Origin of the sequence: Dyadobacter sp. CY323, from assembly GCF_021390245.1 — a bacterium.
GTDB lineage: Bacteria > Bacteroidota > Bacteroidia > Cytophagales > Spirosomataceae > Dyadobacter.
The window spans coordinates 20,100-34,865 of record NZ_JAJUXH010000012.1 but is presented as its reverse complement, the minus strand read 5'-3'; the positions used below and the strand labels follow the sequence as shown (position 1 = coordinate 34,865).

At 47.0% G+C, this 14,766-nt stretch carries 13 protein-coding genes; 8 read left to right on the top strand and 5 right to left on the bottom strand.

Annotation, left to right across the window (positions count from 1 at the left end; all coding sequences use genetic code 11):
* The first annotated feature begins 132 nt into the window (after window positions 1-132).
* The 4 genes from LZG72_RS18020 to LZG72_RS18005 are packed head-to-tail and all read left to right on the top strand — an operon-like array spanning window position 133 to window position 4,591.
* Window positions 133-915, top strand: coding sequence for an HpcH/HpaI aldolase/citrate lyase family protein (locus LZG72_RS18020; protein ID WP_233875651.1), 783 nt, complete (start codon window positions 133-135; stop codon window positions 913-915).
* Complete coding sequence (locus LZG72_RS18015) at window positions 912-2,375, top strand: GntP family permease (RefSeq protein WP_233875648.1); 1,464 nt, start codon at window positions 912-914, stop codon at window positions 2,373-2,375. The genes LZG72_RS18020 and LZG72_RS18015 overlap by 4 nt, the downstream gene beginning before the upstream one ends.
* 32 nt (window positions 2,376-2,407) lie before the next feature.
* The gene (locus LZG72_RS18010; protein ID WP_233875934.1) at window positions 2,408-3,271 is read left to right on the top strand and encodes a 2-hydroxy-3-oxopropionate reductase; all 864 of its coding nucleotides are present in this window, start codon (window positions 2,408-2,410) and stop codon (window positions 3,269-3,271) included.
* A 24-nt stretch (window positions 3,272-3,295) separates the two neighbouring features.
* Complete coding sequence (locus LZG72_RS18005; protein ID WP_233875646.1) at window positions 3,296-4,591, top strand: enolase C-terminal domain-like protein; 1,296 nt, start codon at window positions 3,296-3,298, stop codon at window positions 4,589-4,591.
* A 34-nt stretch (window positions 4,592-4,625) separates the two neighbouring features.
* Here the strand turns inward: LZG72_RS18005 and LZG72_RS18000 are convergent, their stop codons facing one another.
* On the bottom strand, window positions 4,626-4,880 hold the full coding sequence (locus LZG72_RS18000; protein ID WP_233875644.1) for a hypothetical protein: 255 nt from the start codon (window positions 4,878-4,880) through the stop codon (window positions 4,626-4,628).
* A gap of 73 nt (window positions 4,881-4,953) precedes the next feature.
* Window positions 4,954-5,121, bottom strand: coding sequence for a hypothetical protein (locus tag LZG72_RS17995; protein ID WP_233875642.1), 168 nt, complete (start codon window positions 5,119-5,121; stop codon window positions 4,954-4,956).
* Between the two features lie 164 nt (window positions 5,122-5,285).
* On the opposite strand from LZG72_RS17995, the gene LZG72_RS17990 reads away from it, so the two are divergent.
* Window positions 5,286-6,044 (top strand): MBL fold metallo-hydrolase, encoded by a 759-nt coding sequence (locus LZG72_RS17990; protein WP_233875640.1) that lies wholly within the window; start codon window positions 5,286-5,288, stop codon window positions 6,042-6,044.
* A 35-nt stretch (window positions 6,045-6,079) separates the two neighbouring features.
* On the opposite strand, the gene LZG72_RS17985 is transcribed toward LZG72_RS17990, so the two are convergent.
* Both LZG72_RS17985 and LZG72_RS17980 read right to left on the bottom strand, forming a co-directional pair.
* Window positions 6,080-6,469, bottom strand: a complete 390-nt coding sequence (locus LZG72_RS17985; RefSeq protein ID WP_233875638.1) for a type II toxin-antitoxin system VapC family toxin — start codon at window positions 6,467-6,469, stop codon at window positions 6,080-6,082.
* Complete coding sequence (locus LZG72_RS17980; protein ID WP_233875636.1) at window positions 6,460-6,714, bottom strand: hypothetical protein; 255 nt, start codon at window positions 6,712-6,714, stop codon at window positions 6,460-6,462. Before LZG72_RS17980 ends, LZG72_RS17985 begins: the two co-directional genes overlap by 10 nt.
* Window positions 6,715-6,884: 170 nt before the next feature.
* Here LZG72_RS17980 and LZG72_RS17975 point away from each other — a divergent pair, with 170 nt between their 5' ends.
* From LZG72_RS17975 to LZG72_RS17965, 3 genes are read left to right on the top strand one after another with little or no spacing between them, the layout of a single operon-like run.
* Window positions 6,885-9,593, top strand: coding sequence for a PQQ-dependent sugar dehydrogenase (locus tag LZG72_RS17975; protein ID WP_233875932.1), 2,709 nt, complete (start codon window positions 6,885-6,887; stop codon window positions 9,591-9,593).
* Window positions 9,594-9,611: 18 nt separating this feature from the next.
* Window positions 9,612-10,409, top strand: a complete 798-nt coding sequence (locus LZG72_RS17970; protein WP_233875632.1) for a hypothetical protein — start codon at window positions 9,612-9,614, stop codon at window positions 10,407-10,409.
* A 14-nt stretch (window positions 10,410-10,423) separates the two neighbouring features.
* A complete protein-coding gene (locus LZG72_RS17965; protein ID WP_233875630.1) occupies window positions 10,424-11,959 on the top strand; it encodes an alkaline phosphatase family protein in 1,536 nt (511 codons plus the stop codon).
* A gap of 136 nt (window positions 11,960-12,095) precedes the next feature.
* Here LZG72_RS17965 and LZG72_RS17960 read toward each other — a convergent pair whose 3' ends face one another.
* Window positions 12,096-14,762 carry a TonB-dependent receptor gene (locus LZG72_RS17960; protein ID WP_233875628.1) on the bottom strand — a complete coding sequence of 889 codons (2,667 nt, stop codon included), beginning with the start codon at window positions 14,760-14,762 and terminating at the stop codon, window positions 12,096-12,098.
* Between the last annotated feature and the right edge of the window lie 4 nt (window positions 14,763-14,766).

Below are 14,766 nucleotides of genomic sequence, written 5' to 3'. Positions count from 1 at the left end.
TAATGCAGCTTTGGTAAGTATATCAGTCGTTACCTTCTCTTTATTTTTATTTTTCAATATAATGTTGGTTAAGTAATAAACGGATGAACCGTTTTTACTTTGGCAGTTGCGTGTTTCACGAAGATTTAGGCAATGAAAAATTTAAAGCAAAGACTGAAAAACGGTGAAACGCTGCATGGTTGCTGGCTGAATACGGGTAGTTCTCTCACCGCCGAAATCACCGGTCTGGCCGGTTTCGACTGGGTGCTCATAGACCTGGAACATGGCGCGGGTTCGGAGAAGGATGTTTTGTATCAGTTGCAGGCATTGGAGCATACGCGCACCGCAGCAATTGTGAGGGTCGAAAGTTCGGAAAGCCAGCGCATTCATCGGGTGCTGGATATGGGTGCCGAAGGGATTATGTGTCCGAAAATCTCCAATCCCGAGGGTGCAAAAAAGGTCGTATATGGGTTGCATTACCCGCCTTATGGTGGTCGGGGTGTCGCCAAAATGGTCCGCGCAACCGGTTTCGGGGTAAATTTTGATCATTATTACGCCCAATCCCGCGATAGTATTCTGGGTATTGCGCAGATCGAAACCGTGGAGGTGCTGGACCATCTGGATGAAATCGCAGCGATGGACGGGATTGATGTCCTGTTTATCGGCCCCGCTGATCTTTCCATGGAACTCGGGATTTTTGGCCAGTTCGACCACCCGGTTTTTAAAGATGCCGTAAACAAAACCGTTCTGGCGGCGAATAAAGCAGGCAAAGCAACCGGTATTTTGTTTTTCAATGCGAACGATTACCAAACCTATTATGATTACGGGATCCGGTTCCTGGCCTGTGGTTCCGATGCAACGTTTGTAGCTGAGGGTGCGCGGACGATGGTGAGTAGATTGAATGCATTCCGGGAAAATAACGGCGCAACTTTATGACGTTATCATCATTTGCCGGAGATCCGCTTTTCATCCTGCTGGTCGGGGTTGTCATCGTGGTCGGCGGCATCATTGTGTTGCAGCTCCATCCGTTTCTCGCACTTTTGATCGCCGCGTTTGTGGTGGCATTATTAACACCGGCGGCTTCCATTGAGCAATTCGCCATTTCAAAAGGAGCTACCGAAATGGCTGCAAAAGCACTAGCAGCAAAAAGTATCGGCGAACGGATTGCCACGGAATTTGGGGCTACCTGCGGAAAGATCGGCATTCTGATCGCGATGGCGGCGATTATCGGTAAATGCATGCTCGAAAGCGGGGCGGCAGAAAGGATCGTCCGGTCGATGCTCAACTTCATCGGTATCGACAATGCGCCACTCGCTTTTCTGATCAGCAGCTTTTTCCTGGGCATTCCGGTCTTTTTCGATATCGTCATTTTTCTTATGATCCCGCTCGCCAAAGCCGTGAGTATGCGCATTCAAAAGAATTACCTGATGCTGATTCTCGTCATTACCGGCGGCGCAGCAATGGCCAATTCGTTCGTACCACCCGCACCCGGACCGTTGTTCCTGATCGGTGAAATGAATATCCCGATTGGTATGATGATGGCCGGCGGGACATTGCTGGGCCTGGTAACCATTTCTGTCGGGTATTTTTTTGCTAAATGGGCCAACAAAAAATGGCCGATTGCACTTCGGGATTCGCTGGATGCACGTTTGGAGGACATTCAAGCGCTGTCTGCGCGGGAAGATTCGCAGCTACCGTCACTCGGAGTCGCACTCATGCCGGTTGTATTTCCACTCGTTTTCATTTGCGCGGATAATATTTTAAAATCCCTGATCAAAGCTGAGAAACTTACATTAACATCCGATTTTTCCACAATGATCCTGAAAGTGATCAGCCTGCTGGGAGACAAAAACATCGCATTGATCATCGGCGGATTGATCGCGCTGGTTGTTCTCTGGAAACAAAAACGGGTTGGAAAAGACGGGCTTACTTCGTTTGTTCAAGCGGCGTTACTGAGTGGCGGGGTCATTATCCTGATCACTTCTTCGGGCGGGGCATTCGGCGGTATTTTACAGCAAACCGGCATTAGCGGCCGGATCGGTGAAATGACGAAAGACTATCAAATGGCATTGATCCCGATGGCCTTTGTGATCAGCGCCATCGTCCGCACGGCGCAGGGCTCAGCCACCGTCGCATTGATCACCGCCTCCGGAATTTTGTCCGGATTGGCAACAAGCGAGCATCTGGAATTTCATCCGTTATATCTCGGATTAGCGATTGGGTGCGGCTCCAAAGTGGTACCGTGGATGAATGACGCCGGTTTTTGGATCATTGTAAAAATCAGTAACCTGACCGAGCGCGAAGCATTAAAAACATTTTCTCCCATGCTGGTCATCATGGGAACCGTCGGATTATTCGTCATTATGATAGCGGCAAAATTCTTCCCGCTGATTTAAAAGGTTTTTGAGTAAAATAAAGAAAATAGATGATGGATAAAATCGGATTTATCGGGCTCGGGATCATGGGTAAGCCCATGGCGCTGAACTTGTTGAAAGCAGGTTATGAGGTGCAGGTTTTGAAGTCCAGTGGTGGGGTTCAGGATTTACAAAATGCGGGTGCCAGTGTGTTCGAAGATGTGAAAACGCTCGCCGCAACCAGTGACATTGTCATTACCATGCTACCCGATTCTCCCGAGGTAAATGAAGTTGTGACAGGTACTGACGGCGTTTTGAACAGCATTAAGGAAGGCTCTTTGTTTATCGATATGTCTACCATTGCGCCGTCGGTTGCGCGTAATTTATATCAGGTTCTTGGGGAAAAAGGAGTTGAGGCACTGGATGCGCCCGTTTCCGGCGGACAGGTGGGCGCGGAGTCAGCGAGTTTGTCCATTATGGTGGGGGGGAATGCGTCGGCTTTCGAGCGGGCTTTGCCGGTTTTTCAGGCAATGGGTAAAAATATCATACACATCGGATCGGCGGGAGCGGGACAAACCACAAAGGCCTGCAACCAAATGATCGTCGGCATCACCATTCAGGCAGTAGCTGAGGCATTTACGCTCGCTGAAAAAGCCGGGGTTGATCTTGAAAAAATGCGGGAAGTACTTCTCGGAGGTTTTGCCCAAAGTCGTATCCTCGACCTGCATGGCAAACGAATGATCGATAAGAACTTTAAACCCGGGTTTAAAATCAAGCTGCACAAGAAAGACCTGAACATAGCATTGGAAACCGGAAAACAGCTCGAAGTAGAACTGAATGCAACCCGGCAAGTCGCCACGCAACTTGAAAAAGCCATTGAAATGGGCAATAGTGAGCTGGATCACAGTGCATTATACCTTTCTGTAAATCAAAAATAGATTTTACCTAAAACCATTCTCTCTATGTCAGGTCCGGTTATCAAAGACATTTACATTACCCCCATTGCAATCGTCGATCCACCTTTGCTGAATGCTGCCGGTTTACACGCACCCTATGCATTACGGACTGTTGTTGAGCTGGTTACCGATGATGGGATCAGCGGAGTAAGTGAAATTCCGGGTAACAAAAGCATTGATGAGGCACTTGGACAAGCCCGTGATTTACTGATCGGAAAAGATGTTTTTCAGCTGAATGACATCCGGCAAACGCTTGTCAATTACTTTGGAAAAGAAACGGCGGCAACCCGCGGCGATGCGCCCTGGGACCAGAGAAAACTTGTACATATTTTCAGTTCGGTAGAAGTGGCATGCCTGGATATCATCGGTAAGATCACAAACCGGCCGGTTGTGGACCTCCTCGGCGGAAAAATGCGCGACCGCGTGCCGTTTTCGGCCTACCTTTTTTATAAATACGAAGGTGCAGGTGGTAAATTGGAATTTGGTACTGATCCGAATGCCACCGGCTGGGACGCCGCCAGACAAGCCGCCGCACTCGACCCACAAAGCATTGTGAATCAGGCAAAAGCCATGTGCAAAGAGTTTGGTTTTAAGTCGATCAAACTAAAAGGCGGCGTTTTTGAACCCAGAGTTGAAGTGGATTCCATGCTGGCATTATACGACGCATTTGGCCCGGAAGTTCCTCTGCGGGTCGACCCCAACGCGATCTGGAAAGTGGAAACTGCCATTCAGTATGGGAAGGAAATGGAGCATTTTCTCGAATATCTCGAAGATCCCGTGCGCGGTCAGGAAAATATGGCGATCGTCAGAAAGTCATTGAAAACGCCACTGGCCACGAATATGTGCACGACTTCATTCGAAGAAATCCCAAAAAGCATCGCGATCGGTTCGGAAGATATTATTCTCAGCGATCATCATTTCTGGGGCGGATTGAAATCTTCGATGACGTTATCGGGGATCTGCGAAACGTTCGGCCGCGGCTTGTCCATGCATTCAAATAGTCATCTTGGAATCTCGCTTGCGGCGATGGTGCATCTGGGAGCTGCTTTGCCCGAGGTTCCGTACGCGTTGGACACCCATTACCCTTGGCAATCGGACGAAATCATCATCGGCGGACGCATGAAATTTGAGGAAGGTTCGGTACTGGTTCCGACCGGCCCGGGACTCGGCGTCGAACTGGACCGGGAGGCATTACAACGTCTCCACGAGAATTATCTGGCTTGCGGCTTGCAAAAAAGGGACGATGAAATCGAAATGCAAAAGGTAGTGCCGGGCTGGAAGTTTAGGGCTACCAGGTGGTAGTATCTCTGTACTTACGATCAGGTTTCGATTTTAATCAAAAGCGTTTTTGCGCTGAGATTAATGAAATCATTATTTCTATCAGGCTTGCGTAAAAGAGAACATTCAGCATCAGGGCAAGCACAAAAAATCCTTCGTCCTCAAAGTGTAGATAGTCGATAATAAGTGTTAGCAATGGAAATCGAAATACCTGAAAGCTATCTGCCATAAAATTGAGAAAGGCGTCATCGCCGAGAGTTTCTTCCTCGCGAGCAGCAACTGACATAAAGGAAATAGCTGAAAGTGTAAACATGAGTGCAATTGAGATATAGAAGCGGATCCGACATCTGATGACTTTAATAGGCATATGGAATAGTTGAGAAGGATTACAAAATTGGGTAGTGCTCGTCTTCGAATATTTTGATGAGCTCTAATGCGGCTTTTATTTTATCGCTTTCAGATTTTTCAACCGCACCTGTTTTATTGAATTGCGCATCGATCCATTTTAATATGAGGTCATACTGTTCTCCGTTTTTGATTGGGCTCAATTCCATTGTCTCACTTTTTGGATTAGTTTGAAGTCGTTATATTAGGTAGACTGTATAATCTGAAAAAGTAGCTGCTGGGAATCAAATTTTTTATCCCTTAATAAACACTGTTACGAGTTGCAAACAACCAGCCGAAACCTAACTTTGGGAAAAACAAACCAAATCAAACGATGAGAACATTATTTGCTCTGTTACTCGTATTTACAATTGCACTGGAATCCCGCGCGCAACTTCCGGCGGCGGATGCCATTAAAACCTCAAAAGGAGATCTGAAGGTGCAGCCGCTGAATCATGCGACGCTGGCACTAACCTGGAACGGAAAGACGATTTATGCCGATCCTTATGGCGGTGCAAAAACATTTACTGGAATTGCCGCGCCGGATCTGATCGTAATCACCGACATTCATGGCGACCATTTCGATCCGGCTACATTGGATGCGCTGGATCTTGGAAAGGTAGTTATCGTTGCACCTCAGGCTGTTGTGGACAAGATGTCGGACAAGCTGAAAGCGAAAACGACGGTGATCGGGAACGGTCAGACGATCAGCAAACTGGATGTTTCGATCACAGCTATCCCGATGTATAACATGCCCGAAACCGCAGAATCACGTCATACCAAAGGAAGAGGTAACGGGTATGTCCTGAAATTCGGCGATAAAACGGTTTACATCAGCGGAGATACGTCCGGTATTCCGGAAATGCGCGCATTGAAAAGCATCGACGTGGCATTTGTTTGCATGAACCTGCCTTACACCATGGATATTAATGAAGCCAGTTCAGCAGTTTTGGAGTTTAAGCCAAAAATCGTTTACCCCTATCACTACCGCGGTCAAAAGGGTTTCAGCGACACCGATGCATTCAAGAAATTGGTAAATGCCGGTGATTCAAAGATTGATGTGAGGTTGAGGGATTGGTATACTGTTAAGTGAGATGTGAGATGTGAGATGTGAGATGTGAAAGGGGGTTAGCTAAATCGCTTTAATCCGGATATGTATTCAAAGTGTCCGTCTTGAGTGAATAGGGGGATGTCGTAGACAATGCAGATAGCAGCGATCCATATGTCATTTTCGGGGATAGGGGAGCCGTTTTCTTTCAATTGTTTTTTGACATTTGAATATTCTATTGCTACCGGCTCGACGGTATTGAGAATTTCACAATCGGATATAAATGCCTCGTATCTAGGTAAGTTATAGGAAATTCTACTGGAATTTTTCGCTCCGTAGAGCAATTCTCCGCACACAACAACCGGAAGGTAAATGAGGTCGAATTCAGACAAAACCTGGATTGTCGAAGCGTTGTTGTTTAGAATTTCTATTGCAACATTGGTATCAAGAGCGATTTTTTTTAGTGCCATTCGCCGTCAATCTGTCCAAACTCGTCATTAATGATTTTTGTAACTTCGGATGCTGCTGCATCATCAATCACTCCGGCGTGAGACAGGACTTGTTGCACATTGCGACGGAATGGTAGATTGGCTTTTAGAAGCTTCAAAAAATCAAATAACTGAGTTTGCAGAATGCTATTTTCTGAAACCAGGTTTACATCCTGCTGAATTTGTTCTTGTATCGTCATAAGTGTGTTTGAGCCTTTTTGTGACATGCCAAGATAACAATTTTCTAATTCATTTAATTGAAAATGGAGTTTCGATTGAGGTATTTCATTTGATTTGTGATAACATTTTGCCGCCTTTTTTTGAAATTGCGAAGTGCCAGATGCGCTCGTTTGCTATCTGGTACTTGTTCCTTTTAAACTCTTATCAATTGAAAAAAGTGAGATTTCTTGCCGGGTTGTTTACCATCGGATTGTTTTGCCTCGCTTCCGTTCCGCGAAAACAGCCGTTAACTTTTGCACCATTTGCCAGCCCGGGGAAGTTGAAAATGGGACCGGTTGAAGCAAAAGCTGGCCCGGATTCGAGCCGTTTTACTTACACGACACTGGTCTCCGGCCTCGACGAACCGATGGAGATCGCATTGCTGCCTAACTACGACATTGTAGTCGCCGAGCGGAAAGGGGCAGTGCGGTATTTTGATAATAAAACCAAAGAACTTTCGACGATTGCGCAGTTCAATGTGTTCAGCGGGATCGAGGATGGTTTGCTCGGTGTCGCGGCCGATCCGGATTTCAAGAACACTAACTGGCTGTATTTTTACTATGGTGTTGCCGGGGATAAAAGTGTGAGTCATCTGGCGCGGTTTGAGCTGAAAGACAAAAAGCTTGATCAGGCCTCCAAAAAAGTGTTGCTGGAAGTTCCAACTCAACGCCAGTATTGCTGTCATTCAGCGGGTTATCTTACATTTGATGCAGATGGATTGTTGTACTTGTCAATCGGGGATAATACCAATGCGGAAGAAATCGAAGGCCATAATCCAACAGACGAACGCCCGGGCAGGGAGCTGGCCGATGATCAGGCTTCGACTGCGAATAGCAACGATTTTAGAGGTAAGATACTGAGGATTAAACCGACGGCGAACGGATCTTACAGCATTCCCGACGGAAATCTTTTTCCGAAAGACGGTTCAAAAGGAAAGCCGGAGATCTATACCATGGGAGTGCGCAATCCATTTCGGATTTCGGTGGATCCGAAAACAAAATATGTGTACTGGGGCGACGTAGGCCCGGATACTGAGATTCCTGCGAGCGAGGGAAAGCTAAGTTATGACGAAATCAATCAGGCCCGTAAGCCGGGTTTTTTTGGTTATCCCTATTTTCTGGGGGATAATGAAGTGTTTCCGGATTATGATTTTGAAACAAAAAAAGAAGGCCCGGGGAAAGATCCGCTAAAACCGATTAACGATTCGCCTAATAACACTGGTGTGAAAGAACTGCCGCCCGCGCAGCCTGCATTCATCTGGTACGGAAAAGGTCCGTCCAAAAAATGGCCGATGGTGGGGAAAGGTGCTGCCAGCGCTATGGCCGGGCCGGTTTATTACAGTGACTTGTACGCGAATGCACCTTACAAATTGCCGGATTACTACAATGGAAAACTGTTCATTTATGAATGGGTCCGGAAATGGATCATGGCGGTAACGATGGATGCAAATGGCGATTACGTGAGTATGGAGCCCTTTTTGCCTCAGCTGAAAATGGTGGCACCGATGGATATGCGCATTGCGCCCGATGGGGCGATTTACCTGCTGGCATATGGCACGAACTGGTTTGCCCGAAATACAGATTCTGGAATCATCCGCGTCGAATACTCGGAAGGAAACCGGAATCCGATCGCTAAACTGGACATTAAAGGAAAGACTATCGGAGCGGCACCATTGACTGTGACGCTTTCTGCTGAAAATTCCAGGGATTTTGATCCGGGCGACAAGCTGACTTATGCCTGGTCTGGAAAAGGAATTTCCGGTACCGGTCCGCAACTGACCGCCACGTTTACAAAGCCGGGTATACATCAGGTCGTCCTCACCGTTACTGACCAGAATGGCGGCAAATCCACGGCGACTACGGAATTTAAGGTCGGTAATGCGCCCCCGGAAGTAAAAATAGAAACGGCGGCGAACCGCAGTTTTTACTGGGACAATACTTCGTTTCCATATAACATTAAAGTAACGGACAAAGAAGACGGGAGAATTGACCCGGCGATAATCAAAACCGGTTTCACGTACCTGCCATTCGGCAAAGATCTCGCCAGCGCGCTGACTTCTACGGATGCCGACATTCAATATGCAGGAGCTGCAAAGCTTTATGCTTCGCTGGATTGTAAAACCTGTCATACCATGTCTACTAAGTCGATTGGTCCGGCTTTGCAGGAAATTTCCAAAAAATACCGTAGCCAGGTGGGCGCAAGCGATTTTCTTGCTAAAAAAATCATCTCCGGCGGTAGTGGAAACTGGGGAAGTTACCCGATGCCGCCACATCCCGATCTTCGGCAAAAAGATGCCGCTGAGCTCGCTGATTACATTTTATCTTTGAGCAAACCAAAAAAAGCCATGCCGCTTTCCGGTACGTTGCAACTGAGTGAGCACGTAGGCAAGGGAAATGAGGGCGCATATGTACTGCAGGCTTCTTATTCGGATAAAGGTGCGAATGGGATAGAATCTTTGAAATCAGCCAATTACATTGTTCTAAAAAACCCGTTGGTGCAGCTGGAAGATTATCAGGAAGGAAATGTGGGCGTGGTCATTGCGACGAAGAACACCGGTTTCGTTTCTTATATCGCCAACATTACCAATGGGAAATATACGCGTTTCGATGCGATTGACTTGAAAGGCATCCGGAATATCAGGTTGCGTGTGCAGGAACACGGCGCGGGCGGGACGGTTGAGCTGCGGCAGGGCAGCAAGGATGGTGCATTAGTAGGGAAAGTAGATCTGGCAGCAGGGAAAATCGATGATTTGAAGCACGGCTGGAAAGAAATCCTGTTGCCGGTCGCTGCGCCCGCGGGTATACATGACCTGTTTTTTGTTTTTAAAAATGAAAAGATAAAAGGTCCGCTTTTCCATATCGACTGGATGTATTTTGAAAAACAGTAACTCTTCCCAATGAACTTCATGAACCTCCCCCGCATTCTTTTTCTCTCCATCATAGCATTCGCGGGATTTGCATCTCACGCCCAGACGGTCACCGAGCTCCGGAAGTTTCAGGTTACGGAGGCAAAACAGGCTGTGGCTGTCGATGAAAAGCACTTTTATGTGATCAATAATAGTACGATCAGTAAATATGGGAAGCACGACGGTAAGCTGATCGCGACCTGGGATGGTTCGAAGGAAGGTATCAAGCATTTGAACAGCGGCGTGGTCATTAAAGGGAAATTGTATTGTGCCAACTCCAACTACCCCGAAATCCCGATGGCGAGTTCGGTGGAGATATTTGATGTGAATGCGATGAAACACGTTGACACCCATAGCTTTGGAATTGCACAACATGGTTCTTTAACCTGGATCGATCAGAAAGATGGTTTTTGGTGGATCGGTTTTGCGCATTATGCAGGGAAGGATGCGAGCGAGGGCAGGGACGTGCGCTGGACATCGCTGGTGAAGTATGATATGGAGTGGAGACAGCTGGAAGCCTGGGTTTTTCCAAAGAACCTGATCGATCTGTTCACGCCAAAAAGCAATTCAGGCGGATCGTGGGGTGGTAATGACATTCTGTATTGCACGGGGCACGATCGGGAAGAAATATATGCATTAAAAATTCCGAAGTCCGGATATACGCTGGAATACGTCGGGACGCTTCCGTCGCCGATCCAGGGTCAGGGGATTGCTATTGACCATACCGTGAAAGACAAAGTGTTGCTGTATGGGATCAATCGCGCTGCGAATACGGTCACTATTTCGGAAATCAGGTAACCCAGCAAACTCATATGAAAAGTATTTTTATCACGGTAGTCATTGCTTTTCACGTTTCATTCGGCGCATTTGGCCAGAATAAACCAAAGGCGACTTCCCAAAAATCCAAAAACAGGACTTTAATTTTCTTTTTTGACGGATTGCGGCCGGATTACATTACGCCGGAACAAATGCCGAACCTCTTTGCTTTTAAGGAAACGGCTTGTTTTGGGAAACACCACCACAGCGTTTTTCCGACAGTTACACGTGTGAATTCTGCTTCGTATGCAACTGGCTCATATCCGGGAACGCACGGGATATTGGGAAATGCGGTATACTTTCCGGCGGTCGATTCTGCCAAAAGCATTGGTACTACTTACGAAGATTTGATCAAAGTCACTGCCACTGAAGATTCGCTGCTTACTGCCGTTTCTTTGGGAGAAGTTTTGCAAGCTGCGGGAGAAAAGTTGATGGTTTTTAGCTCAGGAACGACAGGACAAGCCTTTTTGCAAAATCATAAAGTACGCGGCGGCCCGATTGTTAATCCCGGGCTAATCCTGCCAGAAACGTTCAAATCTCGGTTGATCGATGATCTTGGTGAAATACCCACGGCAGATTCTGACGGTTCTGGTCGGCATAAATGGGTGACGGATGCATTGCTGAAATACGGACTGATGGAAAATGGACCGCTTGTGAGTGCAATTTGGCTTTCAGATCCTGACGGGGCGGCACATGCAAATGGTATCGGCTCGCCCGAGGCTGTCGAAGCCCTCAGATTTGTCGACGAGCAATTCGGCAGGGTCGTGCAGGCATTGCAGGTGCAGAAGCTGACGGAACAGTTCAACATCATCATCTCTACGGATCACGGATTTGTGACGCAGGTAGGAAGTGTGAGCCTGACCGATTTTCTGATCCAGGAAGGTTTGAAACGAGATAAAAATTCAGACGATGTGGTGCTTGCAGAAGGCAGTATCTATGTGAAAAACCACGATCCTGAAAAGATTCAGAAGATCGTTTCGGCATTGCATAAAGAGGAATGGATCGGGGCGATTTTTACAAAAGCAAAAACCGAGGGAGATACGCAAGGCTGGGTGGAAGGAACGCTTTCTTTTGATGCGATTCATGTGAACCATCCGCAGCGAACCGGGGATATCCTGGTCGCAATGGATTGGAATGACCATAAAAATGACAAAGGTTTCGCGGGAACGGACTATGTAAAAGGAAAAGCGGGACACGGCGGATCCAGTCCGTACGAAATCCACATTGCGCTTTTTGCAAAAGGGCCGGATTTCAAAAACTCGGTTTCTACGGATTTGCCAACTTCCAACATTGATATTGTCCCCACTATTCTAAATATCTATGATCTGCCGATTCCACCCCAAATGGACGGCCGGATCATCTCGGAAATCCTGAAAAAACCTGGCAATGCAATGGGTAAAATGAAAAAGGAAACGATCAAGACAGAGATCCGATATCCCTGGGGAATCTACGCGCTGTCACTTGAAATGAGTGTTTTGGGGAAATATCGGTATTTTGATTATAGTAAAACGGAACGGGGTTTTACGAAATGATCAGAGGGAAACCACACGCTCAGATCCCGAATTTTCTCAAATTATAGACTAAACTTATCAAAAAATAGCGCCTCAAAACCCGGCTCTCCACATCTTCTATGTAAGATTCCGCCGTATTCCTGACCAAACTTTTGTTTTAGTTTAAAATGTCAAAAACCTGCAAACATACTTCCCCCTGGCGACCTTTCAGGAATTGTTTCGAAATAACCGCATTCCATAACGTGAACTGCTGGTTATATCCCGCCGCTCGTCCGGAAGTAGCAGTGTAGGTGAGGTTGGTGGTAATGCTAAGATGGAACGGTAACTGCCAATGGATATCGGCCGTCGCATATTGGGACCAGTATTTCGTATTTTGTTGAGAAAGAAGCGAATACCTGGCCTGCTGGTAGCTGATCCTGCCCATTATACCGAAATCTATTCTACCATTGTAATTGGACTGCACTCTTAATCCCTGGGCGAGCGTAGTCGTTTTTGACACATTATCGTGATCATTGATCGGGCTGATGTTTTGGGTCAAATTGGCATTCGTGTTGATACTTACAGTCAGTTTTAATGGATTAATGCGCTGGCTCCATGCCAGGAAACTGTTGAATGCGCGATATCCTTTTGTATTTATCGGTTGTGAAATTCGCTGGCCATTATTGGTCAGCATTGTCGCCGAGTTAATGCGATTCTCGCTCAAATTCAGGCTTCCCGAAATAAACAAACTTTTTTGGCCGGCCTGGGTAGAACCATTGTAGGTGAAGGTGATCGTATTGTAATATTCGGGACGCAGCGATGGATTTCCGATCCTGATATTCAATGGGTTACTATTATCTGCGACCGGTTGCAACTGCGTGGCTGATGGAGCTGTGATCCGCGTCCGATACTGTAATCTTACATTCCGGTTCCCTGGGAAAGTATAGCTGAAAAGTGCATAAGGGAGTAAATGTGTGTAATTTTTTGTGATCAGTAAATCCGTAGTGAGGTTATCCGCGGACAGTTTGGACTGTTGAAAATCAAGCCCAAAGGTGTAGCCGTATCTTAATCTCTTTATCTGCAATCCCGCGCCCGCCCGATGCGCTGAGAATAATCCAGTAAATCGGTTGCTCAGGGATGAGTCTGGCAGGTTATACAGTTCATTTTCAGCATTTTTATCAAAAACCTGGCGGGATTGCCGGTTGAGATTCTGAATGAATGCGTATTTCAATTCCAGTTTTTTGTTGAGCGACAAAGGTTCTGTAAATGAAAAAGTTAATGTATTTTGGAGTGCATCATTGTTCTGGTTATTTCGCTGATCGAGCCGCTCATTCCATGCGATACTTTTGGTCGAATCATGAAATGTGTTGAATGAACGGTTGTAGGCGATGCTTTTTCCGTTACTCAAAACCGAATTCAGATTTGCGGAGAATGTCCTGCCTTCTTTTCGGAATTTGCGCATGAGTAAAAGATTATTATAACCCGAGAATGCATTGCCATTCAAATCATACTTTGTATTTCCCGAGTTGAGCGAATCTCCGGATTGTTGCCTGGAAAGACTGTTGTTCAAACTGTTATAGCTGGTTTTTTGCCACGAAATGGTGGGCGAAATGCGGAGACTTGTGAGCGAATCGAGCTGAAAATCGAACCGGCCGTTGAAACGGTGGCTGGTCACTTTATTGCGGTTATAGTTCGTCTGATCCGTGAAAAAAGATTGGCCGGGAAGGACGTTTTCACGTCTGCTTTTTTGATCAGTCGTCGTAATGGCCTGATTTACAAAATAACTGGACGCCATTTCAGCTCGTTTTCCCCAACGCAGCTTCGCGCCCTCGCTCCGGTAATTGATTCCGGCGGCTTTTACTTCGGTAATGTTGGAAGGCGTGAGATTGAAATCCTGTCCCCCGGAACCCGGTTCGCCCATGAGTACCGGTCCGCCCGCGCCGGCGCCCTGGCCGGGCAGGCTTCCGTCCGCCAATGTGAAATTTTGCTGGTTCAGATTGTTAGCCTGCCCGACTATTGACAATTGCTTTCCCTGGCCACCATTCCCGTTATTAAAACGGTTCACATTCAGCCTCCCGAGGTACCGCGCAGCATTCCCAATTCCAGCGGCATTCTGACCGAAATACCCTTTTCCTTTGTCTTTTTTGATGGTAATGTTAATGGTTCGCTCCCGGTTGCCATCGTCGATCCCGGAGAACTGCGACTGGTCCGATGACTGATCGAAAACCTGTACTTTATCCACGATTCCGGCAGGGAGATTGCGCGTCGCTATTTTTGGGTCGTTGCCAAAAAATGGCTTTCCATCCACCAGTACTTTGTTCACAGCCTGTCCGTTGGCCCGGATGCTTCCGTCCCGCGCAACCTCTATTCCGGGCAACTTTTTTAGCAGTTCTTCTACCTGCGCATTCGGTTCTGTTTTAAAAGCTCCCGCGTTGAATTCAATGGTATCCTGTTTGATGGTTACCGGCGCACTTTCCTGTTTGATGACAACCTCATTGAGCTGATTTCCCTGCTCGTTCATCCAGATCGTGTCTGCTTTCACCTGCGGGATTTCCTGCGCAATTACCAGTTTTGACGCATTACGATAACCTATAAACGTTACCAGTAGTCTGTAATTTCCGGGAGGGACGTTTTTAAGCCTAAACTGGCCGCTGCCGTCTGTTACTGTTGCCACCATGTACGCAGAGTCGCGCGCGGCCAGAAGTGAGACCGATGCGGTACGGAGTGGTTTGAGACTTGCCGAATCCAGCACGGTACCTGATATTTCTAGTTTTAAATTTGAATTTTGACCTGACACCCCTGTCGCAATACAGACAAAAAGTAGTGTTAATATTAAAATTTTCATGGCT

Coding starts and splice junctions, on each gene's coding strand:
- LZG72_RS18020 (WP_233875651.1), top strand. CDS start 133: ATGAAAAATTTAAAGCAAAGACTGAAAAACGGTGAAACGCTGCATGGT.
- LZG72_RS18015 (WP_233875648.1), top strand. CDS start 912: ATGACGTTATCATCATTTGCCGGAGATCCGCTTTTCATCCTGCTGGTC.
- LZG72_RS18010 (WP_233875934.1), top strand. CDS start 2,408: ATGGATAAAATCGGATTTATCGGGCTCGGGATCATGGGTAAGCCCATG.
- LZG72_RS18005 (WP_233875646.1), top strand. CDS start 3,296: ATGTCAGGTCCGGTTATCAAAGACATTTACATTACCCCCATTGCAATC.
- LZG72_RS18000 (WP_233875644.1), bottom strand. CDS start 4,880: ATGTTTACACTTTCAGCTATTTCCTTTATGTCAGTTGCTGCTCGCGAG.
- LZG72_RS17995 (WP_233875642.1), bottom strand. CDS start 5,121: ATGGAATTGAGCCCAATCAAAAACGGAGAACAGTATGACCTCATATTA.
- LZG72_RS17990 (WP_233875640.1), top strand. CDS start 5,286: ATGAGAACATTATTTGCTCTGTTACTCGTATTTACAATTGCACTGGAA.
- LZG72_RS17985 (WP_233875638.1), bottom strand. CDS start 6,469: ATGGCACTAAAAAAAATCGCTCTTGATACCAATGTTGCAATAGAAATT.
- LZG72_RS17980 (WP_233875636.1), bottom strand. CDS start 6,714: ATGTCACAAAAAGGCTCAAACACACTTATGACGATACAAGAACAAATT.
- LZG72_RS17970 (WP_233875632.1), top strand. CDS start 9,612: ATGAACCTCCCCCGCATTCTTTTTCTCTCCATCATAGCATTCGCGGGA.
- LZG72_RS17965 (WP_233875630.1), top strand. CDS start 10,424: ATGAAAAGTATTTTTATCACGGTAGTCATTGCTTTTCACGTTTCATTC.
- LZG72_RS17960 (WP_233875628.1), bottom strand. CDS start 14,762: ATGAAAATTTTAATATTAACACTACTTTTTGTCTGTATTGCGACAGGG.